Raw genomic sequence first — 26240 nt, forward strand, 5'->3', positions numbered from 1 at the left:
CGCGCCGGACCCCGGTGTCAGGCGCGCGTGCGGGTCGTGAGGACGACGCGCGTGGACCCGGCGACGAGCAGCGCCGAGCCGAGCATGTGCAGGCCCACGAGCAGCGCGGGCAGGCCCGTGAAGTACTGGACGTAGCCGATCGCGCCCTGGGCGAGCGTGATGGCGAGCAGGATCCACCCGGCGCGACGCACCTCCTGCGGCCCGCGGCGGACGCTCACGAGGTAGGCGACGAGGACGGCGACGAAGACCCACACGGCCCACGCGTGGACCTTGCTCATGAGCGCCGGGTCGACGGCGAACCGGTACCCGACCTCCTCGTCACCGCTGTGCGGGCCCGCGCCCGTGACGATCACGCCGAGGACCACGACGACCGCGGTGAGCCCGTACAGCGCCCACGCGAGCGCGCGCGAGCGCGGCGCGACCGTCGGGACGGGCGGGCCGTCGCCCTCCCCGGAGCGGTGCAGCAGCAGCAGCGAGACGGACACGAGCGCCGCCGAGACCACGAAGTGGAGCGACACCCAGCCCGGGTGCAGGTGCAGCAGCACGATGACGCCGCCGATGATCGCCTGCGCGGCGACGCCGAGGAGCGGCACGGCGCCCAGGAGCCGGTAGGACAGGACGCGCGAGCGGTCGGTCCACACGAGCACGAGGGCCGCGATCGCGATGACGCTCAGCACCCCGGTGAGCGTGCGGTTCCCGTACTCGACGAACTGGTGGTACGTCGTCTCCGGGTGGAAGCGCGCCGCGAACTGCCCGGGCTCGCACTGCGGCCACGTGGAGCACCCGAGGCCCGAGCCGGTCAGCCGGACGGCGCCGCCGGTGACGATGATGCCGATCTGCGCCACGAGGTTCGCGACGAGCACCGGCCGGGTCCAGCGGCGCAGCGGCGCGAGCCGGTCCGGACGGGCGACGCCGTCGCGGGCGGGGCGGGCGGTCGTGCCGGGGTCGAGCGCGGGGGGCGGGGTGCTCACGGTCCCACGGTATCGGGACGCGCGGGCAGCCCCGGAATCCTGCGGGTGTGAGATGTGCCCGGGGCGGGTCAGGTCCAGCGGAAGAGCTTGCCCGCGCCCCAACCGAGCGCGGCGGTCCAGCCCAGCAGCACGACGACCGAGAACGGCGGGACCGAGCCGTCGAGCAGGGCGCCGCGCATCGCCTCGCCGAGCGCGCCCGACGGCAGCAGCAGGGCGACGGGCGCGAGCGGTCCGGGCAGCTGGTCCGCCGGGACGAGCACGCCGCCGCCGACCGTGAGGAGCACGAGCACGAGGTTCGCGACCGCGAGCACGCCCTCGGCGCGCAGCGTGCCGGCGAGCAGCATCGCGAGCGACGTGAACGCCGCCGTGCCGAGCAGGACCGCGAGGAGCGCGGCCGGGATCCCCGCGACGTCGGGCTGCCAGCCGAGCGCGAGCGCGACGGCGGTGATGACGACGACCTGCACGACCTCGACCGCGAGCACGCCCAGCACCTTGCCCGCGAGCAGGCCGCCCCGGCCGAGGGGGGTCGTCGACATGAGGCGCAGCACGCCGTTGCGGCGGTCGAACGCGGTCGCGATGGCCTGCGAGGTGAACGCCGTCGACATCACGGCGAGCGCGAGCACGCCCGGCGTCACGAAGTCGACGCGCGACGCACCGCCCGTGTCGAGGTCGACGAAGGACGTGAGCAAGAGGCCGAGCAGGAGCATGACGGGCAGGATGATCGTCACGAGCAGCTGCTCGCCGTTGCGCAGGATCATCCGGGTCTCGAACGCCGTCTGGGCGGCGACGCGGCGCCACGCGGGCGCGGCGAGCTCGGTCCCGGCCGGCCCTCGGGCCGCGGGGGTGGCCGACGGCGTCTCGTTCGCGGTCATCGCAGGTGCCGTCCCGTGAGGTCGAGGAACACGTCCTCGAGCGTGCGGCGGCCCACCGTGACGCGCGACGCGAGGACGCCGCGTGCGGCGAGCCACGTCGTCAGCGCGACGAGCGTCGCCGGGTCGGCGGGGCCGGTGAGGGTGTACGAGCCGGGCTGCGGCTCGGCGACGGTCCACGACCCGGGGCCGGGGGCGCCGTCGGGCGCGGCGAGCGCGTCGCGCAGGCCGCCGAGGTCCAGGCCGGCCGTCGCCTCGACGCGGACCGTGCGGTCGGTCTCCCCGTCGTCCCCGGACTCGAGAAGCTCGCGCGTCGCGCCCGCCGCGATGACCTTCCCGTGGTCGACGACGCACACCTGGTCCGCGAGGTCCTCCGCCTCGTCCATGAGGTGCGTCGTGAGGACGATCCCCACGCCCTCGGCGCGCAGCTCGCGCACGAGCTCCCACACCGCGTGGCGGCTCTGCGGGTCCATGCCCGCGCTCGGCTCGTCGAGGAAGACGACCTCGGGCCGCCCGACGATCGCCGCGGCGAGCGCGAGGCGCTGCCGCTGGCCGCCGGACAGGCGCCGGACGGTGGTGCGGGCGAAGCTCTCCAGCCCGAGGCGCTCGGTGAGCTCGCCGACGTCGCGCGGCCGGGCGTACATCGACGCGACGTGCCGCAGCATCTCCAGCGCGCGCACGCCCGTCGGCAGCCCGCCGTCCTGGAGCATGACGCCCACGCGGGGACGCAGCTCGCGCGCGTCGGTCAGCGGGTGCAGCCCGAGCACCTCGACGCGCCCGGCGTCGGGGGAGCGCAGGCCCTCGCAGCACTCGACGGTCGTCGTCTTGCCGGCGCCGTTGGGGCCGAGCACCGCGGTGATCGCGCCGCGCTCGGCGGTGAGGGACACGCCGTCGACGACGGCACGACCGTCGTAGCGCTTGACGAGGTCGTGCACGAGCACGGCGGGGGCGGGCACCCGGCCGATTCTAGGCGGAGCGCGCGCGCCCGCCGACCCGCGCCCGCCCAGGTCGCGCGGGGTGTCGCGTACGCCACATCCGCCGCGTCAGGGCCCCGTCTGAGGGTCGCCTTGCTTGCGCCGGAACAATTAGGGAACAACCATGTTGTCTATATCGAGGGCGCTGCGCGCGCAGGCGTGCCCCGACCGACCACGGAGGTGAGCATGGGAGCAGGAGCGGTCCGACCGGACGCGCTGCGTACCGTCGCCCCCTCCGGCGCGCCCGCTGCCGACGTCGACCGGCGCACGCGCGAGCGCGTGCTCGAGCTCGTCGCGAGCGCGGGCCCCGTCAGCGCGGCCGACCTCGCCGCGACGCTGGGCCTCACGCCCGCCGCGGTGCGCCGCCACCTCGCCCTCCTCGAGGAGGACGACCTCGTCGCCGTGCACGACGCCGGGCACCCCACCGGGATGCGCGGCCGCCCCGCGCGGCGGTACGTGACGACGTCGGCCGGTCAGGGCGAGCTCAGCGGCACCTACGCCGACCTCGCCGCGCAGGCGCTGCGCTACCTGCGCGACGTCGCGGGACCGGGCGCCGTCGAGCGCTTCGCCCAGGACCGGCTGTCCGAGCTCGCCGACCGCTACGCGGACCGGCTCGACGCGCCGGACGTCGAGGGCCGCGCGGCCCAGCTCGCCGCCGCGCTGGCGGACGACGGCTACGCCGCGAGCGTGCGCCCCGTGCCGGGCACCTCCGCCGTCCAGCTGTGCCAGGGGCACTGCCCGGTGCAGCACGTCGCCGAGGAGTTCCCGCAGCTGTGCGAGGCGGAGGCCCAGGTCTTCGCCAAGCTCCTCGGCTCGCACGTGCAGCGCCTCGCGACCCTCGCCACGGGCGCGCACGCGTGCACCACGAACGTGCCGGTCGGGATCTCCGTCCCGGCCCCCGCACCGCGGGTGGCGCGAGCCGCCCTGGCCCACGACGTCCGGGCGCGGGGGCGCCCGTCGTCGGGCGAGACCTGACCCCGAGGGGCACCCCGCCCCGCCCGCACGACCTCCCCCGAACAACCTGTACCGACTGCCCCCGCCCGCAACGACGGACAGTGGAAGGACGACCATGAGCGCTCCCACCCAGGACGCCGCCGGCACGGCCCTGCCGACCGGTGAGAAGCAGACCGACGACGAGATCATCGCCTCGATCGGCGCCTACGAGTACGGCTGGCACGACTCCGACGAGGCGGGCCAGATCGCGCAGCGCGGCCTCGACGAGGACGTCGTGCGCAACATCTCCCGGCTCAAGAACGAGCCCGAGTGGATGCTGAACCAGCGCCTCAAGGCGCTGCGCCTGTTCGGCAAGAAGCCCATGCCGAGCTGGGGCTCCGACCTCACCGGCATCGACTTCGACAACATCAAGTACTTCGTGCGGTCCACGGAGAAGCAGGCCGCCACGTGGGACGACCTGCCCGAGGACATCAAGGAGACGTACGACAAGCTCGGCATCCCCGAGGCGGAGAAGCAGCGCCTCGTCGCGGGCGTCGCCGCGCAGTACGAGTCCGAGGTGGTCTACCACCAGATCAACGAGGAGCTCGAGCGCCAGGGCGTCATCTTCCTCGACACGGACACCGCGCTGCGCGAGCACCCGGAGATCTTCCAGGAGTACTTCGGCACCGTCATCCCGTCGGGCGACAACAAGTTCGCCGCGCTCAACTCGGCCGTGTGGTCGGGCGGGTCGTTCGTCTACGTGCCGCCGGGCGTGCACGTCGAGATCCCGCTGCAGGCCTACTTCCGCATCAACACGGAGAACATGGGCCAGTTCGAGCGGACGCTGATCATCGCGGACGAGGGCTCGTACGTGCACTACGTCGAGGGCTGCACCGCGCCGATCTACTCGTCGGACTCGCTGCACTCCGCGGTCGTCGAGATCGTCGTGAAGAAGAACGCCCGCGTGCGCTACACGACGATCCAGAACTGGTCGAACAACGTCTACAACCTCGTGACCAAGCGGGCGACCGCGGCCGAGGGCGCGACGATGGAGTGGGTCGACGGCAACATCGGCTCCAAGGTCACCATGAAGTACCCGGCGATCTACCTGCTCGGCGAGCATGCCCGCGGCGAGACGCTGTCGATCGCGTTCGCGGGCGAGGGCCAGCACCAGGACGCCGGGGCCAAGATGGTCCACGCGGCGCCCCACACGTCGTCGTCGATCGTCTCGAAGTCGGTCGCTCGCGGCGGTGGCCGCACGTCCTACCGCGGCCTGGTCCAGGTGCTCGAGGGCGCCTCGCACTCGGCCTCGACCGTGCTGTGCGACGCGCTGCTCGTCGACCAGATCTCCCGGTCCGACACCTACCCGTACGTCGACGTCCGCGAGGACGACGTGTCCATGGGGCACGAGGCGACGGTCTCGCGGGTGAGCGAGGACCAGCTGTTCTACCTCATGTCCCGAGGCATGGAGGAGACCGAGGCGATGGCCATGATCGTGCGCGGGTTCGTCGAGCCCATCGCGCGCGAGCTGCCCATGGAGTACGCGCTCGAGCTCAACCGCCTCATCGAGCTGCAGATGGAAGGGTCCGTCGGCTGATATGACCACCACCACCGTTCCCGAAGAGGCCGGTCTGACCACCGACCACTCGCGCGCGCAGGCCGACGGGGCGCACTCCCACGGCGTCGTCGTGCCCCAGGGCTCGCGCGCCGAGCGGCTCACGTCGTTCGACCTCGCCGACATCCCCGTGCCCTCCGGGCGCGAGGAGGAGTGGCGCTTCTCGCCCGTGGCGCGCCTCGCGCCCCTGTTCGACGACAAGATCGTCGGGCAGAGCGGCGGCGGCGACGTGCGCGTCACGGTCGTCGAGGCGCCCGAGGTCGAGGTCACGATCGTCGGCCGCGACGACGAGCGTCTCGGCACCGCCGGCAAGCCCGGCGACCGCACGGCCGTGACGGCGTGGAACGCCTTCGAGCAGGCCACGGTCGTCACGGTGCCGAAGGAGGCCGTCGCCTCCGACGTCACCTCGGTCCGCATCGAGGGCCACGGCTCCACGCCGACGGCGAGCCACGTCCTCGTGCGCGCCGAGCGGCACTCCGAGGCCGTCGTCGTGCTCGACCACGTGGGCGCCGCGACGCTCAACGAGACGGTCGAGATCGTCGTCGAGGACGGCGCGCACCTCACCGTCGTGTCCGTCCAGGACTGGGCCGACGGCGCCGTGCACGCGTCGTCGCACCGCGCGCGGATCGGGCGCGACGCGCGCCTCAAGCACGTGGTCGTCACGCTCGGCGGCGACGTCGTGCGCGTCACCCCGGACGCGGAGTTCACCGCCGAGGGCGGCGAGGTCGAGATGGTGGGCCTCTACTTCGCGGACGCGGACCAGCACCAGGAGCACCGCCTGTTCGTCGACCACGCCGTCCCGCGCTGCAAGTCCCGCGTGACGTACAAGGGCGCGCTGCAGGGCGAGGGCGCGCACGCCGTGTGGGTCGGGGACGTGCTCATCCGGGCCGAGGCCGAGGGCACCGACACCTACGAGCTCAACCGCAACCTCGTCCTCACGGACGGCGCGCGCGCGGACTCGGTGCCGAACCTCGAGATCGAGACGGGCGAGATCGAGGGCGCGGGGCACGCGTCCGCGACCGGCCGCTTCGACGACGAGCAGCTCTTCTACCTGCAGGCTCGCGGCATCCCGGAGGTCGAGGCGCGCCGTCTCGTCGTCCGCGGCTTCTTCGCCGAGCTCATCCAGGAGATCGGCGTCGCGTCGGTCGAGGAGCGCCTGCTCGAGGCGATCGAGCGCGAGCTGAGCAAGTCCATGTCGATCATCGACGGGAGCGCCGAGCCCGCCGAGGCGACGGCGTGACCGCACAGCCCGCCTGCACGACGTCCGACCTCGGCCCGGAGGAGGCGCTCCGCGTCGAGCTCCCGGCCGAGGACGGGCGCGTCGTCGAGGTCGCGGTCGTGCGCGACGGCGACGGCGGGTGGCACGCGATCTCCGACATCTGCTCGCACGGGGCCGTGTCCCTGTCCGACGGGGAGGTCGAGGGCTGCTTCGTCGAGTGCTGGCTGCACGGCTCGCAGTTCGACCTGCGGACCGGCATGCCGACCGCGCTGCCCGCGATGCGGCCCGTGCCGGTCTACCCGGTGACGGTCGACGGCGAGCAGGTGCTCGTCGACGTCGACCGCGTCGTCGCTCCCACCTGACCCGACCTCCTCTGACCCGGCGCGCCGCGCGCGCCCCCAGCTCAAGAACCTCTTGGAGAACCACTGATGTCCACTCTCGAGATCCGCGACCTGCACGTCAGCGTCGAGACCAAGGAAGGGCCGAAGCCGATCCTGCGCGGCGTCGACCTGACGATCGCCAGCGGCGAGGTCCACGCCATCATGGGCCCGAACGGCTCGGGCAAGTCCACGCTCGCCTACTCGATCGCCGGCCACCCCAAGTACCAGGTCACCGGCGGCACCGTGACGCTCGACGGCGAGGACGTCCTCGCCATGAGCGTCGACGAGCGCGCCCGTGCCGGCCTGTTCCTCGCCATGCAGTACCCGGTCGAGGTCCCCGGCGTGTCCGTGTCCAACTTCCTGCGCACCGCGAAGACCGCGATCGACGGCGAGGCCCCCGCGCTGCGCCACTGGGTCAAGGACGTCAAGGGCGCCATGGAGCGCCTGCGCATGGACGACTCCTTCGCCGAGCGCTCGGTCAACGAGGGCTTCTCCGGCGGCGAGAAGAAGCGCCACGAGATCCTCCAGATGGAGCTCCTCCAGCCGAAGTTCGCCGTCCTCGACGAGACCGACTCGGGCCTCGACGTCGACGCGCTGCGCATCGTCTCCGAGGGCGTGAACCGCGTCCACGGCGAGACCGACGCGGGCATCCTCCTCATCACGCACTACACGCGCATCCTGCGCTACATCAAGCCGGACTTCGTCCACGTCTTCGTCGACGGCAAGGTCGCGGAGGAGGGCGGCCCCGAGCTCGCCGAGCGCCTGGAGGAGGAGGGCTACGACCGCTACCTCGGTGGCGCCGTCGAGTCCGCCTCGGCCGCCTCGGCCTGAGCGCTCGCACCACCTGAGGAGACGACCATGACGACCACCGCGCACCCCGCAGGGCAGCAGGCCGGTCCGGCGCGCCTGACCGACGTCGAGCTCGCCGCCGTGCGGGCGGACTTCCCGCTGCTCGAGCGCACCGTGCGCGGTGGTCGTCCGCTCGTCTACCTCGACTCCGCGGCGACGTCGCAGAAGCCGCAGGTCGTCCTCGACACCGAGGTCGACTTCTACGAGGAGCGCAACGCGGCCGTGCACCGCGGCGCGCACCAGCTCGCCGAGGAGGCGACCGAGGCGTTCGAGGACGCCCGGGACGACGTCGCGGCGTTCGTCGGCGCGCGTCCGGGCGAGATCGTCTGGACGTCCGGCGCGACGGCCGCGATCAACCTCGTCGCGTACGGGATCTCGAACGCGACGCTCGGCCGCGGGGGAGAGGCGGCCCGCCGCTTCGCGCTCGCGCCGGGCGACGAGATCGTCATCACCGAGGCGGAGCACCACGCGAACATCGTCCCGTGGCAGGAGCTCGCGGCCCGCACCGGGGCCGTCCTGCGCTGGTTCGAGGTGGACGACGACGGCCGCGTGCGCGTCGAGGACGCGGCGACCGTCGTCACCGAGCGCACCCGCGTGGTGGCCTTCACGCACGTGTCGAACGTGACGGGCGCGGTCACGCCGGTCGAGCCGATCGTGGCCCGGGCGCGCGAGGTCGGGGCGCTCACGGTGCTCGACGCGTGCCAGTCCGTGCCGCACCTGCCGGTCGACCTGCCTGCGCTCGGCGTCGACTTCGCCGCGTTCTCGGCGCACAAGATGCTCGGGCCCACGGGCGTGGGCGTGCTGTACGGGCGGCGCGAGCTGCTCGAGGCGCTGCCGCCCGTGACCACCGGCGGGTCGATGATCGAGGTCGTCACGATGACCGAGTCGTCGTACATGGCGCCGCCGCAGCGGTTCGAGGCCGGCACGCAGCCCGTCGCGCAGGTCGTCGGGTTCGGCGCCGCCGCGAAGTACCTGCACGAGCTCGGGATGGACGGCGTCGCCGCGCACGAGCTCGAGCTCGCCGCGGAGCTGCTGCGCATCGGGGAGATCCCCGGCGTGCGCATCATCGGCCCGCGCGAGCCCGAGGACCGGCTCGCCGTCGTGTCGTTCGTCGTGGACGGCGTGCACGCGCACGACGTCGGCCAGGTGCTCGACGACGCGGGCATCGCCGTGCGCGTCGGTCACCACTGCGCCCAGCCCCTGCACCGCCGCTTCGGGGTCGCCGCGACCGCGCGCGCGTCCGCGTCGGTGTACACCACGCGCGAGGACGTCGACGCGTTCCGGGAAGCATTGGCCGGTGTGCGCGCGTTCTTCTCGGTGGACTGAGAGAGGACCCGATGAGCTCGATCGAGCAGATGTACCAGCAGGTCATCCTGGACCACGCGAAGACCCCGCACGGCCGGGGCCTGGTCGAGGTGGCCGACGGCGCGGCCAGCGGCCAGTCGCACCAGGTGAACCCCACGTGCGGCGACGAGGTGACGCTGCGCGTCGAGCTCGCCGGCGACACGATCGACCGCGTGAGCTGGGAGGGGCAGGGGTGCAGCATCTCGCAGGCGTCCCTGTCCGTCCTCACCGACCTCGTGACGGGGCGGCCGGCCGCCGAGGCCGAGCACCTCGGCGACGTGTTCCGCGAGCTCATGGGCTCGCGCGGCAAGGGCCTCGACGAGGCCGCGCAGGACGAGCTCGGTGACGCCACGGTATTCACGGGCGTCTCGCGCTACCCGGCACGGATCAAGTGCGCCCTGCTCGGCTGGGCCGCGCTGCGCGACTCGCTCGTCACCTCGGGCGCCCTGAGCACGCTGGGCGACGCATCAACCGCAATGGCTTCCGACGCGGCGCTCGCCGCGCGGGGAACGACGGAGGAGAACCGATGACCACCGAGACCGGCGCGCCCGCCGAGGGCGCCACGCCGAGCCCGCCGAACGTCGCGGACGTCGAGGAGGCGATGCGCGACGTCATCGACCCGGAGCTCGGCATCAACGTCGTCGACCTCGGCCTCGTCTACGGCATCCAGATCGACCAGAACAACCACGCCGTCATCGACATGACGCTCACGTCCGCGGCGTGCCCGCTGACCGACGTCATCGAGGACCAGTCCGCGCAGGCGCTCGAGGGCCTCGTCGACGGCTTCCGCGTGAACTGGGTCTGGATGCCGCCGTGGGGTCCGGAGAAGATCACCGACGACGGCAAGGAGCAGCTCCGCGCGCTCGGCTTCAACGTCTGAGGTCACCGCTCCGACCGACGCCGCGTCCCTGTCCGGGGGCGCGGCGTCGTGCCGTTCCGGGCAGGTCGTGCGGTGTCGTCCGGGCCCGGTCGCGGTTCGCCCCTTCCGGTACGTTGACGCGGATCGTCCTGAGTGTTGGGATATGTGCGCCCACACCACTTTTCGGAGGACGACGTGACACAGCAGGACCAGACCGACGCGGGCGGTTCCCCGCGGGAGGTGCGCTATCGCGGCCGGCACCTCCCGATGGTGGCGGTGGTCATCGCGGCGACGATCGCCACCGCCCTGGCGTACAGCGGCATGGTCCTGTTCGGTCTCGAGGTGGCGCACATGTCGCCGCTCGAGGCGTACGGGCTGGCGGGCTTCCTCGAGATCAGCCTCGTCGCCGTGGCGCTCATGGCGCGCAACGCGGCGCTCGAGGGGCGGCCCTACGGTGTGCTCCTCGCGCTCACGTGGGTGCTCTCGGGGACGTCGGGCCTGTTCGCCGCTCTCCACGAGATCGCCGTCCCGACGGCGAGCACCCCGTACATGGTGGTGTTCCGGTTCGTGCCGCCGCTGGTCGCCGCGCTCATGTGGCACCTCGCCCTCGTGGGGGAGCGGCACATGGTCACGGGCCACACGCTCGAGGAGCGCCGTCGTGAGCTGCGCGTCCACGGGTACGTGTCCGCGCTGGAGCAGTGGCGCGACGCGCGCGCCGACAGCGCTGGCTCGCCCGCGGACCTGCGCAAGGTCCGCGCCGCGCACGAGCGGCAACGCGCCGCCCGGGACGCCGCGCTCAAGCTGCTGACGGTCGAGGACTTCGAGCGTCGCATGCAGGTCTGGGTCGACCGCCTGGAGGCCGCCGAGCGGCACGGCAACCGGCTCGACCTCATCGGGGCGAGCTCCGCGAAGCGCGGCACCGCGCGTGGCAAGGCGGGGGCCGCGGTGTCCGAGGCTCCCGCGCCCGCCGAGGCGCCCATGGGCGTGGCCGCCGTGGCGGCCGGGGCGAGCGGCCCGGCGCTGCTCGCGCCGGAGCCCGCGCGCCACGACGACACCGGCGCGGTCGAGACTTCCCCGACTCCCGAACCGGTCGACGTCGTGACGACCGACGCCGTGACGACCGACGCCGCGCTGCGCGACGAGGTCCCGACGGACGGTGCGCCGTCGGCCGACCTCCCGGTGCGCGAGGTGACCCGCGACCTGCCCGCCGCCGAGGCGACGGCCGAGGCGACCGACGCGGAGACTGCGGAGGACGCGCCCGCCGCCGAGCCCGCGTTCGAGGCCCTGCCGGACCTCGAGGCACGAGTCAAGGAGATCTTCGGTCGCACGCGGCCGCTCCCGTGGGAGCAGCCCGCCCCCGAGGAGGCGGAGACGCCGTCGGCCCCCGAGCCGCCGGCCGTGACGGGGCACACGCGCCGCGTCGAGGTCTTCGACCTCCCGCGGCCCCAGGACGTGGAGCCGACGCCGGCGGACGACGCCGGGACGACGCTCGGTGAGGACCCGATGGCCGAGCGCGACCGCCGCATCGTCGAGCTCGCGCGCGAGGGCCTCAACCAGCGCGAGATCGCCCAGCGGGTCTCGGCGTCGCGGTCGACCGTGAGCCGCGTCGTGCGTCGCTACGAGGACCAGCTGGCCGACGAGGCCCGCGAGCTCGCGAACGCCTGACGCGCCGCCGAGCGCTCGGCGGCACGACGCCGCGCCCCGGAGGGGACGCGGCGTCGTGCCGTCGCCACCGCACGCATGGCCGGGCGGGTGGCTTTCGCCGTGGGAACCGAGGACCTTGGTCCCCGAGGGCGGCTGTGGTCGGACCGCGTCGCCTAGGGTCGGGGCAGGCACCGGTCGCACCCGGGTCGGGGCCTCGACACAGCCCCCGCCTCTCGAAAGTGCTCCCCGTGCCCTCCCCCTCTCAGCCCCCGTCCCCCGACGGCCCCCTGGACGGCGACCGGATCGTCGTCGTCGGCGCCGGCATGACGGCCCACCGCCTCGTCGCGGGCCTGCGCACGCGCGACCCCGAGGGCACCTGGTCCGTCACCGTGATCGGCGACGAGCCGCACGAGCCGTACGACCGCGTGCACCTGTCCGAGTGGTTCGACGCCCGCGACGTGGACGCCCTCACCCTGGACCGCGCGGTGTGGGACGACCCGCGCGTCACGCTCGTCACCGGGGACGCGGTCGCGTCGCTCGACCGCACGGCGAGCGTCGTGACGACACGGTCGGGGCGCCAGGTCCACTACGACCGCGCGGTGCTCGCGACCGGCTCGTGGGCGTGGACGCCGCGCGCGGAGGGCACGGACCTGCCGGGACTGTTCACCTACCGCACGCTGGACGACGTCGAGCGGCTCGCCGAGTGGGTGCGCCTGCGCGAGCGGGCGCTGGGGCGGGCGGTGCGCGGCGTCGTCGTCGGCGGTGGCGTGCTAGGCCTCGAGGCGGCGGCGGCGCTCCAGCGGCTCGGCGCGGAGGCCACGGTCGTGGAGTTCGCCGACCGGCTCATGAGCGTCCAACTCGACCAGGGCGGCGGCGAGATGCTGCGCCTGCTCATCGAGGACCTCGGCGTCACGGTCCGCACGGGTGCGGGCGCGCACCGGTTCCTGCCTGCGGGCGACGGGTCCGTGGGCTCGGTCGAGCTCACGGACGGCTCCGAGCTGGCGACGGACGTCGTCGTCTTCTCCGTGGGCATCCGTCCGCGCGACAGGGTGGCGCGCGAGGCGGGCCTGGCGATCGGCGAACGCGGCGGCGTCGTCGTCGGCGAGGCGTGCCAGACCTCCGACCCGGGCGTGTGGGCGATCGGCGAGTGCGCGTCGGTCGACGGCGCGTGCGCGGGCCTGGTCGCGCCCGGGAACGACATGGCCGACGTCGTCGTCGACCGCTTCCTCGGCGGCGAGCGCGTGCACCGGCGCACCGACGACGGCACCAAGCTCAAGGGCGTGGGCGTCGAGGCGGCGTCGTTCGGCGACGTCAACGCGGTGAGCGCGGGCGCGCTCGAGGTCTCGTTCGTCGACCCGATCCACCGCCGGTACCGCAAGCTCGTGCTCTCGGACGACGCGACGACGCTGCTGGGCGGCGTGTTCGTCGGCGACATCGAGCTCTACTCGGCGCTGCGTCCGCTCCTGGGCCGCCCGCTCGGCGCCGACCCCGCGGCCGTGATCGCGCCCGACGGCGAGGGCCTGGCCGAGACCGAGCTGCCCGACGAGGCCGTCGTGTGCTCGTGCAACAACGTCGACGCGGGGACGGTCCGGGCCGCGGTGACCGAGCACGGCTGCCGGACGATCGGGCAGGTCAAGGACTGCACGACGGCGGGCACGGTGTGCGGGTCGTGCGTCCCGGCGCTCACCAAGCTGCTGAACGGCGAGCTGTCCCGGGCGGGCGTCACCGTCTCGGACGCGCTGTGCGAGCACTTCGCGATGTCCCGGGCGACCCTGTACCGCATCGTGCGGGAGGAAGGGCTGCGCACGTTCTCCGAGATCGTCGCGGCGCACGGGACGGGCCGCGGCTGCGCCGTCTGCCGCCCGACGGTCGCGTCGATCCTCTCGACGCTGCGCCGCGGGCACGTCCTCGAGGGCGAGCAGGCCGCGCTCCAGGACACCAACGACCACGTCATGGCGAACCTGCAGAAGAACGGCACCTACTCGGTGATCCCGCGGATGCCCGGGGGCGAGGTGCGTGCGGACCAGCTCCTGGAGTTCGCGAAGGTCGCCGACGACTTCGGGCTCTACGTGCGCGTCACCGGCGGCCAGCGGCTCGCGATGTTCGGCGCGCGCCTCGACCAGCTCCCGGAGATCTGGCGGCGCCTGACGGCCGTGGGGTTCGAGTCCGGGCACGCGTACGGGAAGTCGCTGCGCACCGTGAAGACGTGCGTCGGGCGTACGTGGTGCCGGTTCGGCGTGCAGGACTCGTCGGCCATGGCGGTGCGGCTCGAGCTGCGCTACCGCGGCCTGCGCTCGCCGCACAAGATCAAGTTCGGCGTCTCCGGGTGCGCGCGCGAGTGCGCCGAGGCTCGTGGCAAGGACGTCGGCATCATCGCGACCCACAAGGGGTGGAACCTCTACGTCGGCGGGAACGGCGGAGCCCAGCCGGCCCACGCCCAGCTCCTCGCCGAGGACCTCGACGACGAGACCCTGGTCCGCTACGTCGACCGGTTCCTCATGCTCTACGTCCAGGAGGCCGACCGTCTCCAGCGCACGGCGCCCTGGGTCGCGGAGCGCGCGGGCGGGCTCGAGGAGCTGCGCCGCGTCGTCGTCGAGGACTCGCTCGGGATCGCCGACGAGCTCGAGGCGGCGATGGCCGAGCACGTGCGCGACTACGAGGACGAGTGGAGCGCGACGCTCGCGGACCCGGCGAAGCTGCGCAAGTTCACTCCGTTCGTCAACGCGCCGGAGGCGGTCGACGGCGACCTCGCGTTCGTCCCCGAGCGCGGGCAGGTCCGTCCCGCCGACGAGACCGACGCCGTCGCCTACCCCGACCCCCGCGCGGCGCGCGACGTCGCGCTCGTCGCCGCCCGCGCCGAGCTGGAGGACGCCCGATGAGCACGTTCGTCGACATCTGCGCGCTCGACGACCTCGAGCCCGAGCGCGGGGTCGGGGCCCTCCTGGGCGGGACCCAGATCGCCGTCTTCCGGCTCGCCGACGGCACCGTGCGCGCCGTCCAGCAGCGGGACCCCTACTCCGGTGCCAACGTCATGTCGCGCGGCCTCGTCGGCACTCACCGCGTCACGCTCGACGACGGCACGGAGCGCGACGTCGACACCGTGACCACCCCGATGCTCAAGCAGGTCTGGGACGTCGACACCGGCGAGGTGCTCGACGCCGGCGGCAAGGACCGCAGGCCGCTGGCGGTCTTCGCGGCCGAGGTGCGCGACGGGCGCGTCCTCGTCGCGGACGCCGCGACCTCGACACCGGGGACGGCGGGAGGCGCGACGACGTGAGCGGCAGGGCCGTCGTCGGCTGAGGCCCTACTGTCCGGTCCTGCCGTCGATCCGCTCGCGCAGGAGGTCGGCGTGCCCGCAGTGCCGGGCGTACTCCTCGATCCGGTGGACCAGGACCTCGCGGACCGCGACCCGGTCCGCGCCGAGCCGCTCCCCGAGGTCCGGGTGCCGGGCCAGCACCGCGTCGGTCGCGGCCTGCTCGCGCGCCAGGTTCGCGTACGCCTCGTCGACCACGCGCTGGTCGGCGACCGCGCCGTCGAAGTCCGCGTCGTGCCCCCCGTACAGCGCCGGCTCGCCGTCGTCGTCGGAGACCCACCCGCGCCACTCCCGCTCGACCTCCGCGAGATGGCGGACAAGGCCGAGCAACGACATCGTCGACGGCGGCACGGAGCGCCGTGCGAGCTGCTCGGGGTCGAGTCCCTCGCACTTCATGAGCAGTGTCGTCCGGTAGCTCGCCGTGTAGTCGAGCAGCGTCGCGAGCTCGCCGTCCGGGCTCACGGCGTCGGTGTTGCGCGGGTCCTCGTCCGGGTCCACCCACATGTCCGGGTAGACGGCTGCGCGGGTCCACCGCACGGGCTCGGTCATCACCCCATGGTCGCGCGCACCGGGGTGCCCCACAAGATCATTCGCCTCGGTCCCACGCGCTAGGATCGGCCACCGCCGGCAAGGACGCCGGTGCACGACCGAAGGAGTCTCCTCGCCCATGATCGTCGCGTGGGGCGCGCTCGCCCTGCTCACCCTCGTCCATCTCGCCGCCCACCTCCTCGGTGCCGAGACCCTCGCCGACACGTCGCAGTGGTTCCTCATGCCGGTCCTGGCGGGCTGCCTGTGGCTCGCCACGCAGCGCCACGCCGCCGCCGGCCCGGGTCGGCGCTCGCGGCTCGTCCGGCTCACGCTCGTGGCGCTGGGCTTCTCGTGGCTCGGCGACACCGCGCCCGACCTCGCCGACGGCGACACCGCCTTCCTGGTCATGGTCGGGTTCTTCCTCTGCGCCCAGATCACGTACACGATCGCGTTCTGGCCCTACCGCGCGGGCTCCGTCCTGCGCCGCCCGCTCGCGCTCGTGCCGTACGGCCTCGCGTTGCTCGCCCTCGTCGTCGCGTGCGCGCCGGACGCCGGGTCGCTGCTCGTCCCCGTCGTCGTCTACGGCGTGTGCCTCGTGACGATGGCCGTGGTCGCGACGGGCGTCGACCGGCTCGCCGCGGTCGGTGGTGCGGTCTTCCTCCTGTCCGACGCGCTCATCGCGCTGAACGCCTTCGCCCCGTGGTACGACCTGCCCGGGCACGGCTTCTGGGTCATGCTCACCTACGTCGTCGGCCAGGTGCTGCTCGTGCTCGGTGTGCTCCGTCGAGAGCGTGCGGCGGTGGTCCCCGTCGCGGAGAAGGGAGGAGCCGCATGGGCGTCGACGTGACGCTCGCGAGGGTCGTTCAGCAGGGGACGAGTCCCCGGCGTCGTTCCACGACGTCTGTCGACGTGGTGCCCGACGACGGTGACGTGCTGGCCCGGCTGCTCCCGGCGAGCGGCTTGCCGATGCTCGCGCGGGTCGATCCGTACGGTGACGTCGTGCTCAGCGGCTCCGAGATGGAACAGCTCCTCGACGAGCTGCACATCCTCATGGACCGCTCGCCCCCTCCTGACGCCGTCGTCCTGGGCGCGGTCGTCGTGCTCGCCGAACGGTGTCGTCGGGAGCTCGGGTCAGAGCTGCGGTTCGAGGGCGACTGAGGCCTCAGGCGTCGAGCGAGCGGACGACGCGAGCGGGTGAGCCGACGACGACCGTGCGCGGCGGCACGTCCCGGGTGACGACGGAACCGGCCCCCACGACGGCGTCGTCCCCGATCGTCACGCCCGGGAGGACGGTCACGTTCGCCCCGAGCCAGACGTTGCGGCCGAGGACGACGCGCGCCGGGTGCATGTCGGCGCGGCGGGCCGGGTCGAGGTCGTGGTTGAGGGTCGTGAGGACGGCGTTGTGCCCGATGAGGCACCCGTCCCCGACGACGATGCCGCCCTGGTCCTGGAACCGGCAGCCGGAGTTGACGAACACGTCACGCCCCAGGGTGATGTTCTTGCCGAAGTCGGCGGTGAAGGGCGGGAAGAGGTTCACGGACTCGTGCACGGGCTTGCCCGTCAGCTCCGCGAGGAGCTCGCGGACCCGTTCGGGCGAGCGGTATGCGCCGTTGAGCTCACCGGCGATGCGCAGCGCCTCCTGGCTCGTGCGGTGCATGACGGCGTGCAGCGGCGAGCCGCCAGGGATCGTCCGCCCGGCGTCGAGCTCGGCCAGCAGGTCGTCCAGGTCCATGGGTTCCTCTCAGTCGGTGAAGGTCGCGGTGGTCGAGGCCGCGGTGGCCGCCCATGACGCGAGCAGGCGCAGCGACTCCTCCGTCGGGGAGCCCGGCGTCGCGGTGTACACGGTCATGCCGAGCCCGGGGTCGCCGTGGAGCTCGAGCGTCTGGTAGTGCAGCTCGAGGTCCCCCACGACGGGGTGCCGGAACGTCTTCTGCCCGGCGTAGTGCCGCCGCACGTCGTGGGACGCCCACAACTCGCGGAACCGCTCGCTGCGCGTCGACAGCTCGCCGACGAGGGCCTGGAGCCGCTTGTCGTGCGGGCTGCGGCCCGCCTCGCGGCGCAGGATCGTGACGTTCGTCCAGGCCGCCCGGTCCCAGTCGGGGTAGAAGTCGTGGGACGCGGGGTCGAGGAAGATGTGGCGCGAGAAGTTCGCCGGTCCCGCGGAGCCCGCGATCATGGGCGCGTACATCGCGGACCCGAGCGCGTTGGCGGCGACGAGGTCCATGCGGTTGTTCTGGATGAACGCCGGCGCGGTGGTGATCGCGTCGAGCAGGTACTGCAGCTCCGGGCGCACCGGCGTGTCGCCGTGGCCGCGCGGCGGGCGCGCGCCGACGGGGTTGGCGGTGCGCGCGAGGTCGAGCAGGTGCTCCCGCTCGGCCGCGTCGAGGAGGAGCGCCCGCGCGACGGACTCGAGCACGGCGTCGGACACGCCCCGCAGGTTCCCGCGCTCGAGTCGCGTGTGGTAGTCGACGCTCACCCCGGCGAGACGGGCGACCTCGTCGCGGCGCAGCCCGTCGACGCGTCGACGGCCGCCGTACGTCTCGATGCCCGCCTGCTCGGGCGTCACCCGCGCTCGACGGCTCATGAGGAACTCCCGCACCTCGGAACGGTTGTCCATGGCCTCCACGTCCTTCACGGTAGTGCGGGACGACGGCGCGCGGCGCGGGCGGGCGGCACCCCCACGCCGCGCCCGCCCGGTCCGAGCGTCCCCGCCGGTCAGAACGTGACGATCGTCTTGAGGGACTCGCGGCGGTCCATCGCGGCGTAGCCGTCGGCGATGTCGTCGAGCGCGACGGCCTTGTCGAAAACGCGGCCGGGGTCGATCGCGCCGCTCAGCACCTGCGGGATCGCGTCCTCAAGGTAGGCGCGGACGGGGGCAGGCCCGCCGGTGAGCGTGATGTTGCGGCCGAACAGCGAGGCGAAGCCGACAGGGGCGTCGTCGTACTGCGGGACGCCCACGCGGCTGATCACGCCTCCGGCGCGCACGACGCCGTAGGACTGCTCGTAGGCGGGCAGGTGCCCGACGGCCTCCACGACGACGTGGCTGCCCAGGCCGTCCGTGAGGTCGAGGACCCGCTGCACGCCCTCGGCGCCGCGCTCGGAGACGACGTCGGTCGCGCCCCACTCGCGCCCCAGGTCGGTCCGGGCCTCGTGACGGCCCATGAGGATGATGCGCTCGGCGCCCATCTGGCGTGCGGCGAGCACGGCGGACAGCCCGACCGCGCCGTCGCCGACGACCGCCACGGTCTGGCCCGGGGACACGCGCGCCATGTGCGCGGTGTGGTACCCCGTGAGGTACACGTCCGAGAGCGTGAGCAGTGAGGGCAGGAGCGGGCTCGACTCGTCGACGTCGGGCACGGCGACGAGGCTGCCGTCCGCGAGCGGGATGCGCGCGAGCTCGGCCTGCTGGCCGCCGACGTCGCCGGGGTTGCCGTAGAAGCCCCCGTGGGGGCACGCGGTCTGGAACCCGTCGCGGCACACGTCGCACGTGTTGTCCGACCAGGCGAACGGCGCGATCACGAGGTCGCCGGGGCGGACCGTCGTGACGGCAGACCCGGCCTCCTCGACGACGCCGAGGAGCTCGTGGCCGATCGGGACGCCCTCGTCGGTGCGACCCATCGACCGGTACGGGTGCAGGTCCGAGCTGCAGACGCACGCGCGCACCGCGCGGACGATCGCGTCGGTCGGCTCGAGGATCGTCGGGTCGGGACGGGTCTCGACGCAGACGTCGCCCGCGCCGTAGATGACGGTGGCCTTCATGGAGCTCTCCTCGCTGTGGGGTACGCGCACCATTCGACACCTGCCCCGGGGCCGCGTGGGAGTCCCGCTCCAGCAGGGTTCTGGCAGTACCTGGCTAGGCGCCCGCGGCCGTGCCCTCGCCGTCGACGTGCAACATGACGAGAGCGACGTCGTCCTGGGAGCCGAGCGGCACGAGCTCCGCGAGGAGCGCGTCGAGCAGCTGGTCCGGCGCGACGTCGCCGAGCGCCTCGACGCGGGACGGCAGCTCGTCGAGCACGTCCCGCAGCGACCGGTCCCGCCGCTCGACGAGCCCGTCGGTGTAGAGCAGGAGCGTGTCACCCGGGCCGAGTGACATCGCGTGCTCGGCGCGCGGGCCCCCGAGCCCGACGCCGAGCATCGGTGACGGGCGTGCCGTGAGCAGGTGGGCGGTCCCGTCCGCGCGACGCACGACGGGCGGCACGTGCCCGGCGCTCGCCCAGCACACCGCGCGCCTCCCTGCCGGGCCGGGGATGCCGACGCGCGCGACGGCGACGGTCGACAGCGCCTGCAGCCCGAGACCCTCCGCGGTGCGCTCGGCGGCGTCGAGCGCCTCGGCAGGACCGGCGTCCGTCGCGAACGCGACCGAGCGCAGCACCCCGCGCAGGTGCCCCATGTGAGCCGCGGCGGCGACGTCGTGCCCGGTGACGTCGCCGACCACGACCGTCGTCTCGCCGTCGGGGTGCACGAACGCGTCGTACCAGTCCCCGCCGACGTGGACCTCCGGCACCGCCGGGCGGTACCGCACGTCGATCGTCAGACCGGGGATGCGCGGGGGAGGCGTGAGCACGGAGTCCTGGAGAGCGAGCGACGCGCTGCGCTCGCGCGTGATGACGTCCGCGTACCGGTCGACGGACGACCCGAGCAGCAGAGCCTGGTCGACGACCGAGAGCGCGGTGGCGTCGGCGGGGCCGGTGGTGCGCCCCACGTCCGGGATAGCGACCCCGCCGGCCAGCACGACCGACGTCACGTCCTCCGCGCGGTGCACGACGGCCGTGACCCGGCCCGCGGCGTCGAGCACCGGGAGGTTCGTCGTGAGCCACCAGCGTTCGACCCACCCGCCGGCAGTCCCGCGCAGGTCGTACCGGTGGGGGCCGATCATCTCGATCTGCCCCGTGCGCGCGACCCGCTCGAGCGACAGCACGACCCGGTCGACGGCGCCCTGGTCCGGTCCCTGGGCCGGGAAGACGTCGAGGTAGTGGCGCCCGACGACGGCGCTCGCGGGCGCGTCGATCGTCCGCAGGAGCGACTCGTTCGCGTCGAGGATCGTGAGGTCCGGCGCGAGGACCGCCTTGGGGGCCGTGAGGACCGAGAAGACGGCGTGGTAGTCGACGGGGCCGGCGGTCCCGTCCGGCTCCGGCGGCGTGCGGACGGCACCCCCCTGGTTTCCTGCCACACTCCGAGAATGACCCAATCCCGGGGGCTCGCAGGTCGAGCGAAGGTCCCGAAGTCTCCCGACGGACGGCCGGAGGTGCCGGCGCGGCCGCGCTAGCCGACGGCGGTGACCGGCGACGCGAGCGGCGTGCCCGACCCGTCGCGGCGCTGGTCGACCGGCGGCAGGTCGACCGACTGCCCGCCGGACCCCGTGGCCCGTGCCGGGCCCTGCCCGACCCACGCGAGGATGAGCGCGTCCTCGCCCTTGAGGAACCGGTGCGCGCGGACGCCGCCGGTCCCGCGGCCCTTGCCGGGGTAGAGCTCGTACGGGGTCACCTTGCCGGCGCCGGTCTGGGTCCCGGGGAGCGCGTCGGACGACCCGGCGACGGTGACGACGACGCCGAGGTCGCGCACGTCGGCCGGGACGACGCCGAAGAACGCGACCCGCTGGCCGTCGGCGAGCCGGATGCCGGCCATGCCGCCCGCCGGGCGGCCCTGGGGGCGCACCGCGGACGCGTCGAAGTGCAGCAGGGACGCGTCGCTGGAGACGAACACGAGCTCGTCGGCGTCCGTCGCGGGCGCCGCGCCCACGACGGTGTCGCCGTCCTTGAGCCCGATGACCTCCCACTCGTCGCGGTTGCCCGGGACGTCGCCCGGCGTGACGCGCTTGACGACGCCCTGCGCGGTGCCGAGCGCGAGCGGGGGAGCGTCGGGGTCGAGCGACGCGATGGTCACCGCCTCCTCGCCCGGCTCGAGCGCGACGACCTCGCTGAGCGGGACGCCGCCCGACAGGCTCGGCGCGTTGTCCGTCGGCGGGAGGGCGGGCAGGTCGAGCACGGACACGCGCAGCATGCGGCCCCGGCTCGTGACGAGGCCGACCTCGCCGCGCGCGGTCGTGCGGACGGCGGCGCGCAGCACGTCGTGCGCGGCGCGCGGACCCGAGCGCGCGGGCTCCGTCTCGTCGCTCGTGCGCGCGAGGAGCCCGGTCGCGGAGAACAGCGCCCAGCACGTGGTGTCGGCGACCTCGAGCGGGACGGCCGCGGTCGTCGTCGGCGCCGCGCCAGCGGACTCCAGCAGGATGGTGCGGCGCGGGGTGCCGTACGTCTTGGCGACGTCGGCCATCTCGCCCGACACCACGGCGCGCAGCCGTGCGTCGCTGCCGAGGATCTCCTGGAGCTCCTCGATCTCGCGGCGCAGGGTCTCCTGCTCCTTCTCGAGCTCGATGCGGGAGAACTTGGTGAGGCGGCGCAGCTGGAGCTCGAGGATGTACTCCGCCTGCGGCTCGGACAGGTCGAACACCGTCTGGAGGCGCCCGCGGGCGGTCGCGGTGTCGTCGGACGAGCGGATCACCTGGATCACCTCGTCGATGTCGACGATCGCGACGAGGAGGCCGTCCACGAGGTGCAGTCGCTCGGACCGCTTGCGCAGGCGGTAGGCCGAGCGACGGCGGACCACGTCGATCCGGTGGTCGACCCACACCGACAGCATCTCCCGCAGGCCGAGCGTGCGCGGCTGGCCGTCGACGAGCGCGACGTTGTTCATGCCGAACGAGTCCTCGAGCGGCGTGAACTTGTAGAGCTGCTCGAGCACCGCCTCGGGGTTGAAGCCCGTCTTCACCTCGACGACGATGCGCAGCCCGTGCTCGCGGTCGGTGAGGTCGGTCGCGGCCGTGATCCCCTGGATCTTCTTCGTCTTGACGCCCTCGGCGATCTTCTCGATCACCTTCTCCGGGCCGACGAGGTAGGGCAGCTCGGTGATGACGATGCCCTTGCGGCGCGGCGTGAGGCTCTCGACGCGTGCCGTGGCGCGCGTGCGGAACGTCCCGCGGCCCGTGCGGTAGGCGTCCCGGACGCCGTCGAGGCCGACGATCTTGCCGCCCGTCGGCAGGTCCGGGCCGGGCACGAACCGCATGAGCGCCTCGAGGTCGGCGTCCGGGTGCGCGACGAGGTGGCGTGCCGCGGCGACGACCTCGACGAGGTTGTGCGGCGCCATGTTGGTCGCCATGCCGACCGCGATGCCCGACGCGCCGTTGACCAGCAGGTTGGGGATCGCGGCGGGCAGGACCTCGGGCTGCTGGAGCTTGTTGTCGTAGTTCGGCACGAAGTCGACGACGTCCTCGTCGAGCCCCGCCGTCATCGCGAGCGACGGCGGCGCGAGACGGGCCTCGGTGTACCGGGAGGCCGCGGGGCCGTCGTCGAGCGTTCCGAAGTTGCCGTGCCCGTCGACCAGCGGCAGCCGGAGCGAGAAGTCCTGGGAGAGGCGCACCAGTGCGTCGTAGATCGCGGCGTCGCCGTGCGGGTGCAGCTTGCCCATGACCTCGCCGACGACGCGCGCCGACTTCACGTGGGCGCGGTCGGGGCGCAGCCCCATGTCGGCCATCATGTAGAGGATGCGGCGCTGGACGGGCTTGAGGCCGTCCCGCGCGTCGGGCAGGGCGCGCGAGTAGATGACGGAGTAGGCGTACTCGAGGAACGACGTCTCCATCTCCGCCTGGACGTCGACGTCGACGATCTTCTCGTTCACCTCGGCCGGGTCGATCGAGGGGGTCGAGGACTTGCGCGCCATGGGCCTGCGGGCTCCTGCCGTTCGGTGCGCCGCGGTGGCGCGGGGTCTGTGCCGTCGTGGCCGGTGCTGGGCCGGCCGGGGTGCTGCGGTTGCGTGCCGCACGCGAGGGTACGCCACGCGTCCGACACGCCGTGCCACGGCGCCTGCCGTGGCACGTGCCGGGACTGCCTGCCGGGACCATTGTCCTCCCGGCGCGGGCCGGGGTGGCGCAGGCGCACCGCGCGCGCGACCGCATAGCCTGGGGTCGTGGACGACGGCGCGCCGGGGCGGGACCCGGACCGGTACCCGGTGGAGTGGGAGGCCGACGTCGTGCTGCGCGACGGGACCACCACGCACGTGCGGCCCATCCGCCCCGAGGACGCCGACGCGCTCCAGCGCTTTCACGTCGGCCAGTCCGAGCGCTCCACCTACCTGCGGTTCTTCGCGCCCATGGAACGGCTGTCCGAGCGCGACCTCGAGCGCTTCACGCGCGTCGACCACGTGGACCGCGTCGCGCTCGTCGCGGTGCGCCCGCGCGACGGCGCCCCCGGGGACGGCGGCGAGGACATCATCGGCGTCGCGCGGTTCGACCGCACCGGCCCCGCCGAGGCGGAGGTCGCCTTCAACATCGCCGACTCCGCGCAGGGCCGGGGCCTGGGCTCCGTGCTGCTGGAGCACGTCGCCGCGGCGGCGCGCGAGCGCGGCGTGCGCCGCTTCACGGCCGAGGTGCTGCCCCAGAACGGCAAGATGCTCGCGGTGTTCCGGGAGGCGGGGTACGACGTGCGCCAGCAGATGGACGACGGCTTCGTCCAGGTCAGCGTCGACCTCGACCCCACGGAGCGGTCCCGAGCCGTCATGGCCGACCGCGAGCACCGCGCGGAGGCCCGGAGCATGCAGGGACTGCTGGGCGCCACGAGCGTCGTGCTCGTCGGCCCCGACGGCCCGGCCGACGCGCGCGCGGAGCACGACGGCGAGGCCCTCGACCGCCTGCTCGCGCAGCGCGCGCTCGCCGCGCTCGAGCGCAGCGACGTGACGGTCCACGTCGTGGGGGCCGCGCGCGGGCCGGAGGAGGAGCGGTGGTCCGCGACCCTCGCCGACGTGCCCGGTCCCGTCGACCTCGCCGTCGTCGCGCTGCCCCCGCCCGCGGCGATCGACGCCGTCCGCCGGCTCGCGCGCCTCGAGGTGCGCGGGGTCGTCGTGCTGTCGGCCGGCTTCGCCGAGACGGGTCCGGACGGGCTCGCGCTGCAGCGCGAGCTCCTGCGCGTCGCGCACACGGCGGGCCTGCGCGTCGTCGGGCCCGCGAGCTACGGGCTGCTGCGCACAAGCGACGCGCCCGACCGCCCCGCGCTCGCCGCGACCCTCGCCCACGACCTGCCGGCCCCCGGCGTGGTGGGTCTGTTCAGCCAGTCCGCGCCCATGGCCGTGACGCTCCTCGCGACGACGGCGCGGCGCGGCCTGGGCGTGTCGTCGTTCCTGTCCGCCGGGCACCGCGCCGACGTCTCGGGCAACGACCTCATGCAGTACTGGCAGGACGACGCCACGACGCAGGTCGTGTGCCTCTACCTCGAGTCCATCGGCAACCCGCGCAAGTTCTCGCGCATCGCGCGTCGCCTCGCGTCGGTCAAGCCCGTCGTTGTGGTGACGGCCGGGCGCTCGGGGCACGTCGTGCCGCCCGGGCACGCGGTCCGCTCGACGCGCGCGCCGCGGCGGACGCTCGAGGAGATGCTGCGGCAGTCCGGCGTCATCCGCGCCGAGAACACGCACCACATGATCGACATCGCCCAGCTCCTCGCGCACCAGCCGCTCCCGGCCGGGCGCCGCGTCGGCATCCTCGCGAGCTCCGCGTCGCTCGCCGCGCTCGTCGCCGAGGCGTCGTCCTCGGCGGGCCTCGTCGTGGCGCGCTCGGACTTCCTGCCCGAGGACGCGTCCGCCGACGAGCTCGCCGCCACGGTCGACGCGCTCTACGCGCCCGACGCGTGCGACGTCGTCGTCGTGGTGCAGGTCCCGGTCGTCGGGCCCCGGCGCGCGGACGTCTCGCGCGCCGTCGCGGACGCGGCCGCCCGCACGGGCCGCACGACCGTGGCGAGCATGCTCGGCCTGCACGGCCTCACCGACGAGCTCTCGGCCCAAGCCCCGGGGGCGGAGAGCGGGGCGGCTCCCGTGCGCGTCCCCGCCTACTCGACGCCGGAGGACGCCGTCGCCGCGCTCGGCGCGGTCGTGCGCTACGCGCGCTGGCGCGAGGCCGACCACGGCACGCCCGTGCGGCCGGCCGGCGTCGACCCGGTGCGTGCGCGTGCGCTCGTCGAGGAGGCGCTGGCCGGTCAGGACGCCGTCGACCTCGACCCGACGACGACGGCGGAGCTGCTCGCGTGCTACGGCGTGCGGGTCTGGCCCGCGCGCCGGGTCCGCACCGCCGACGAGGCGGTCGAGGCGGCGCGCGAGGTCGGCTGGCCCGTGGTGCTCAAGAGCACCGCGGCAGGCCTGCGGCACCGGGCCGACCTCGGGGGCGTGCGGCTGGACATCGCGGACGAGACCGAGCTGCGCACGGACTTCGCGCAGATGCGCGAGGCGCTCGCGGCCGTGCTGCCGGGCGCCGCCGACGAGCCGTTCGAGGTCCAGGCGATGGCCGACGCCGGGGTCGCGTGCGTGGTCCGCTCGACCGAGGACCAGCTCTTCGGGCCCGTCGTCTCGTTCGGGCTCGCGGGCGACGCCGTCGACCTCCTCGGCGACGTCGCGTACGGCGTGCCGCCCCTGACCGACGTCGACGTCGCGGCGATGGTCCGCTCGGTGCGGGCCGCGCCGCGCCTGTTCGGCTACATGGGCACGCACGTGGTGGCCACGGCCGCGCTCGAGGACGTCCTGGCGCGCGTGTCCGTGCTCGCGGACGACCTGCCCGAGGTCCGCAGCCTCGAGCTGTACCCCGTCGTCGTCTCGGAGCACGGGGCCGCGGTCCTCAGCGCGCGCGTCACGCTCGCCGACGCGCAGCGCGCCGACGCGCTCCGGCGGGCCCTGCCGGGCTGACGGGCCGATCCCTGCCCGCCCAGGACCCG

Annotated in this window: 23 protein-coding genes; 14 read left to right on the plus strand and 9 right to left on the minus strand. The window is 74.1% G+C overall.

Going from position 1 to position 26240, the window contains the following annotated elements; translation table 11 throughout:
• Positions 1 to 17: 17 nt before the first annotated feature.
• From RSE42_RS08555 to RSE42_RS08565, 3 genes are all read right to left on the minus strand, one after another.
• Positions 18 to 971, minus strand: a complete 954-nt coding sequence (locus RSE42_RS08555; protein ID WP_415298609.1) for a COX15/CtaA family protein — start codon at positions 969 to 971, stop codon at positions 18 to 20.
• Positions 972 to 1039: 68 nt separating this feature from the next.
• Positions 1040 to 1843, minus strand: a complete 804-nt coding sequence (locus RSE42_RS08560) for an ABC transporter permease (protein WP_415298611.1) — start codon at positions 1841 to 1843, stop codon at positions 1040 to 1042.
• Complete coding sequence (locus RSE42_RS08565) at positions 1840 to 2796, minus strand: ABC transporter ATP-binding protein (RefSeq protein ID WP_085388053.1); 957 nt, start codon at positions 2794 to 2796, stop codon at positions 1840 to 1842. The genes RSE42_RS08560 and RSE42_RS08565 overlap by 4 nt, the downstream gene beginning before the upstream one ends.
• A gap of 204 nt (positions 2797 to 3000) precedes the next feature.
• Here RSE42_RS08565 and RSE42_RS08570 point away from each other — a divergent pair, with 204 nt between their 5' ends.
• The 11 genes from RSE42_RS08570 to RSE42_RS08620 all read left to right on the plus strand — a co-directional run bounded on the left by RSE42_RS08570 (position 3001) and on the right by RSE42_RS08620 (position 14934).
• Positions 3001 to 3789 (plus strand): helix-turn-helix transcriptional regulator, encoded by a 789-nt coding sequence (locus tag RSE42_RS08570; protein WP_076404969.1) that lies wholly within the window; start codon positions 3001 to 3003, stop codon positions 3787 to 3789.
• Between the two features lie 94 nt (positions 3790 to 3883).
• Positions 3884 to 5344, plus strand: coding sequence for a Fe-S cluster assembly protein SufB (sufB, locus tag RSE42_RS08575; RefSeq protein ID WP_021480877.1), 1461 nt, complete (start codon positions 3884 to 3886; stop codon positions 5342 to 5344).
• A gap of 1 nt (position 5345) precedes the next feature.
• On the plus strand, positions 5346 to 6602 hold the full coding sequence (gene sufD / locus RSE42_RS08580; protein ID WP_114552665.1) for a Fe-S cluster assembly protein SufD: 1257 nt from the start codon (positions 5346 to 5348) through the stop codon (positions 6600 to 6602).
• Positions 6599 to 6943, plus strand: a complete 345-nt coding sequence (locus RSE42_RS08585) for a non-heme iron oxygenase ferredoxin subunit (protein WP_021480875.1) — start codon at positions 6599 to 6601, stop codon at positions 6941 to 6943. Before sufD ends, RSE42_RS08585 begins: the two co-directional genes overlap by 4 nt.
• Before the next feature lie 66 nt (positions 6944 to 7009).
• Positions 7010 to 7792, plus strand: coding sequence for a Fe-S cluster assembly ATPase SufC (gene sufC / locus RSE42_RS08590; RefSeq protein ID WP_137280410.1), 783 nt, complete (start codon positions 7010 to 7012; stop codon positions 7790 to 7792).
• A gap of 27 nt (positions 7793 to 7819) precedes the next feature.
• Positions 7820 to 9136 (plus strand): cysteine desulfurase, encoded by a 1317-nt coding sequence (locus RSE42_RS08595; protein WP_415298614.1) that lies wholly within the window; start codon positions 7820 to 7822, stop codon positions 9134 to 9136.
• Positions 9137 to 9147: 11 nt separating this feature from the next.
• Complete coding sequence (gene sufU, locus RSE42_RS08600; protein ID WP_415298616.1) at positions 9148 to 9684, plus strand: Fe-S cluster assembly sulfur transfer protein SufU; 537 nt, start codon at positions 9148 to 9150, stop codon at positions 9682 to 9684.
• Positions 9681 to 10034, plus strand: coding sequence for a metal-sulfur cluster assembly factor (locus RSE42_RS08605; protein WP_021480871.1), 354 nt, complete (start codon positions 9681 to 9683; stop codon positions 10032 to 10034). Before sufU ends, RSE42_RS08605 begins: the two co-directional genes overlap by 4 nt.
• A 174-nt stretch (positions 10035 to 10208) precedes the next feature.
• A complete protein-coding gene (locus RSE42_RS08610) occupies positions 10209 to 11678 on the plus strand; it encodes a helix-turn-helix domain-containing protein (protein WP_415298617.1) in 1470 nt (489 codons plus the stop codon).
• 302 nt (positions 11679 to 11980) lie between these two features.
• Positions 11981 to 14536: a nitrite reductase large subunit NirB gene (nirB, locus tag RSE42_RS08615; RefSeq protein WP_415298868.1), complete on the plus strand. Its 2556-nt coding sequence runs from the start codon at positions 11981 to 11983 to the stop codon at positions 14534 to 14536.
• Positions 14533 to 14934: a nitrite reductase (NAD(P)H) small subunit gene (locus RSE42_RS08620; RefSeq protein ID WP_415298619.1), complete on the plus strand. Its 402-nt coding sequence runs from the start codon at positions 14533 to 14535 to the stop codon at positions 14932 to 14934. The genes nirB and RSE42_RS08620 overlap by 4 nt, the downstream gene beginning before the upstream one ends.
• Positions 14935 to 14961: 27 nt before the next feature.
• Here RSE42_RS08620 and RSE42_RS08625 read toward each other — a convergent pair whose 3' ends face one another.
• Positions 14962 to 15519, minus strand: coding sequence for a DinB family protein (locus RSE42_RS08625; RefSeq protein ID WP_415298621.1), 558 nt, complete (start codon positions 15517 to 15519; stop codon positions 14962 to 14964).
• A 118-nt stretch (positions 15520 to 15637) separates the two neighbouring features.
• On the opposite strand from RSE42_RS08625, the gene RSE42_RS08630 reads away from it, so the two are divergent.
• Complete coding sequence (locus tag RSE42_RS08630) at positions 15638 to 16345, plus strand: lysoplasmalogenase (RefSeq protein WP_415298623.1); 708 nt, start codon at positions 15638 to 15640, stop codon at positions 16343 to 16345.
• Between the two features lie 62 nt (positions 16346 to 16407).
• Positions 16408 to 16656, plus strand: coding sequence for a hypothetical protein (locus RSE42_RS08635; RefSeq protein ID WP_415298625.1), 249 nt, complete (start codon positions 16408 to 16410; stop codon positions 16654 to 16656).
• A gap of 4 nt (positions 16657 to 16660) precedes the next feature.
• On the opposite strand, the gene RSE42_RS08640 is transcribed toward RSE42_RS08635, so the two are convergent.
• The 5 genes from RSE42_RS08640 to RSE42_RS08660 all read right to left on the minus strand — a co-directional run bounded on the left by RSE42_RS08640 (position 16661) and on the right by RSE42_RS08660 (position 23211).
• Complete coding sequence (locus tag RSE42_RS08640) at positions 16661 to 17230, minus strand: DapH/DapD/GlmU-related protein (protein ID WP_085388045.1); 570 nt, start codon at positions 17228 to 17230, stop codon at positions 16661 to 16663.
• A 9-nt stretch (positions 17231 to 17239) separates the two neighbouring features.
• Entirely contained in the window at positions 17240 to 18115 is an 876-nt protein-coding gene (locus tag RSE42_RS08645) for a helix-turn-helix transcriptional regulator (RefSeq protein WP_085388044.1), read from the minus strand.
• Positions 18116 to 18213: 98 nt separating this feature from the next.
• Positions 18214 to 19257 carry a zinc-binding dehydrogenase gene (locus RSE42_RS08650; protein WP_415298628.1) on the minus strand — a complete coding sequence of 348 codons (1044 nt, stop codon included), beginning with the start codon at positions 19255 to 19257 and terminating at the stop codon, positions 18214 to 18216.
• Positions 19258 to 19351: 94 nt separating this feature from the next.
• Complete coding sequence (locus RSE42_RS08655) at positions 19352 to 20668, minus strand: PP2C family protein-serine/threonine phosphatase (RefSeq protein ID WP_415298630.1); 1317 nt, start codon at positions 20666 to 20668, stop codon at positions 19352 to 19354.
• Positions 20669 to 20760: 92 nt separating this feature from the next.
• Entirely contained in the window at positions 20761 to 23211 is a 2451-nt protein-coding gene (locus RSE42_RS08660) for a DNA gyrase/topoisomerase IV subunit A (protein WP_415298631.1), read from the minus strand.
• A gap of 246 nt (positions 23212 to 23457) precedes the next feature.
• Between RSE42_RS08660 and RSE42_RS08665 the strand changes: the two genes are divergently transcribed.
• A complete protein-coding gene (locus RSE42_RS08665; protein WP_415298633.1) occupies positions 23458 to 26211 on the plus strand; it encodes a GNAT family N-acetyltransferase in 2754 nt (917 codons plus the stop codon).
• Positions 26212 to 26240: the final 29 nt, after the last annotated feature.

Source organism: Cellulosimicrobium sp. SJTW-1 (assembly GCF_047716875.1).
GTDB classification, from domain to species: Bacteria; Actinomycetota; Actinomycetes; order Actinomycetales; family Cellulomonadaceae; genus Cellulosimicrobium; species Cellulosimicrobium funkei.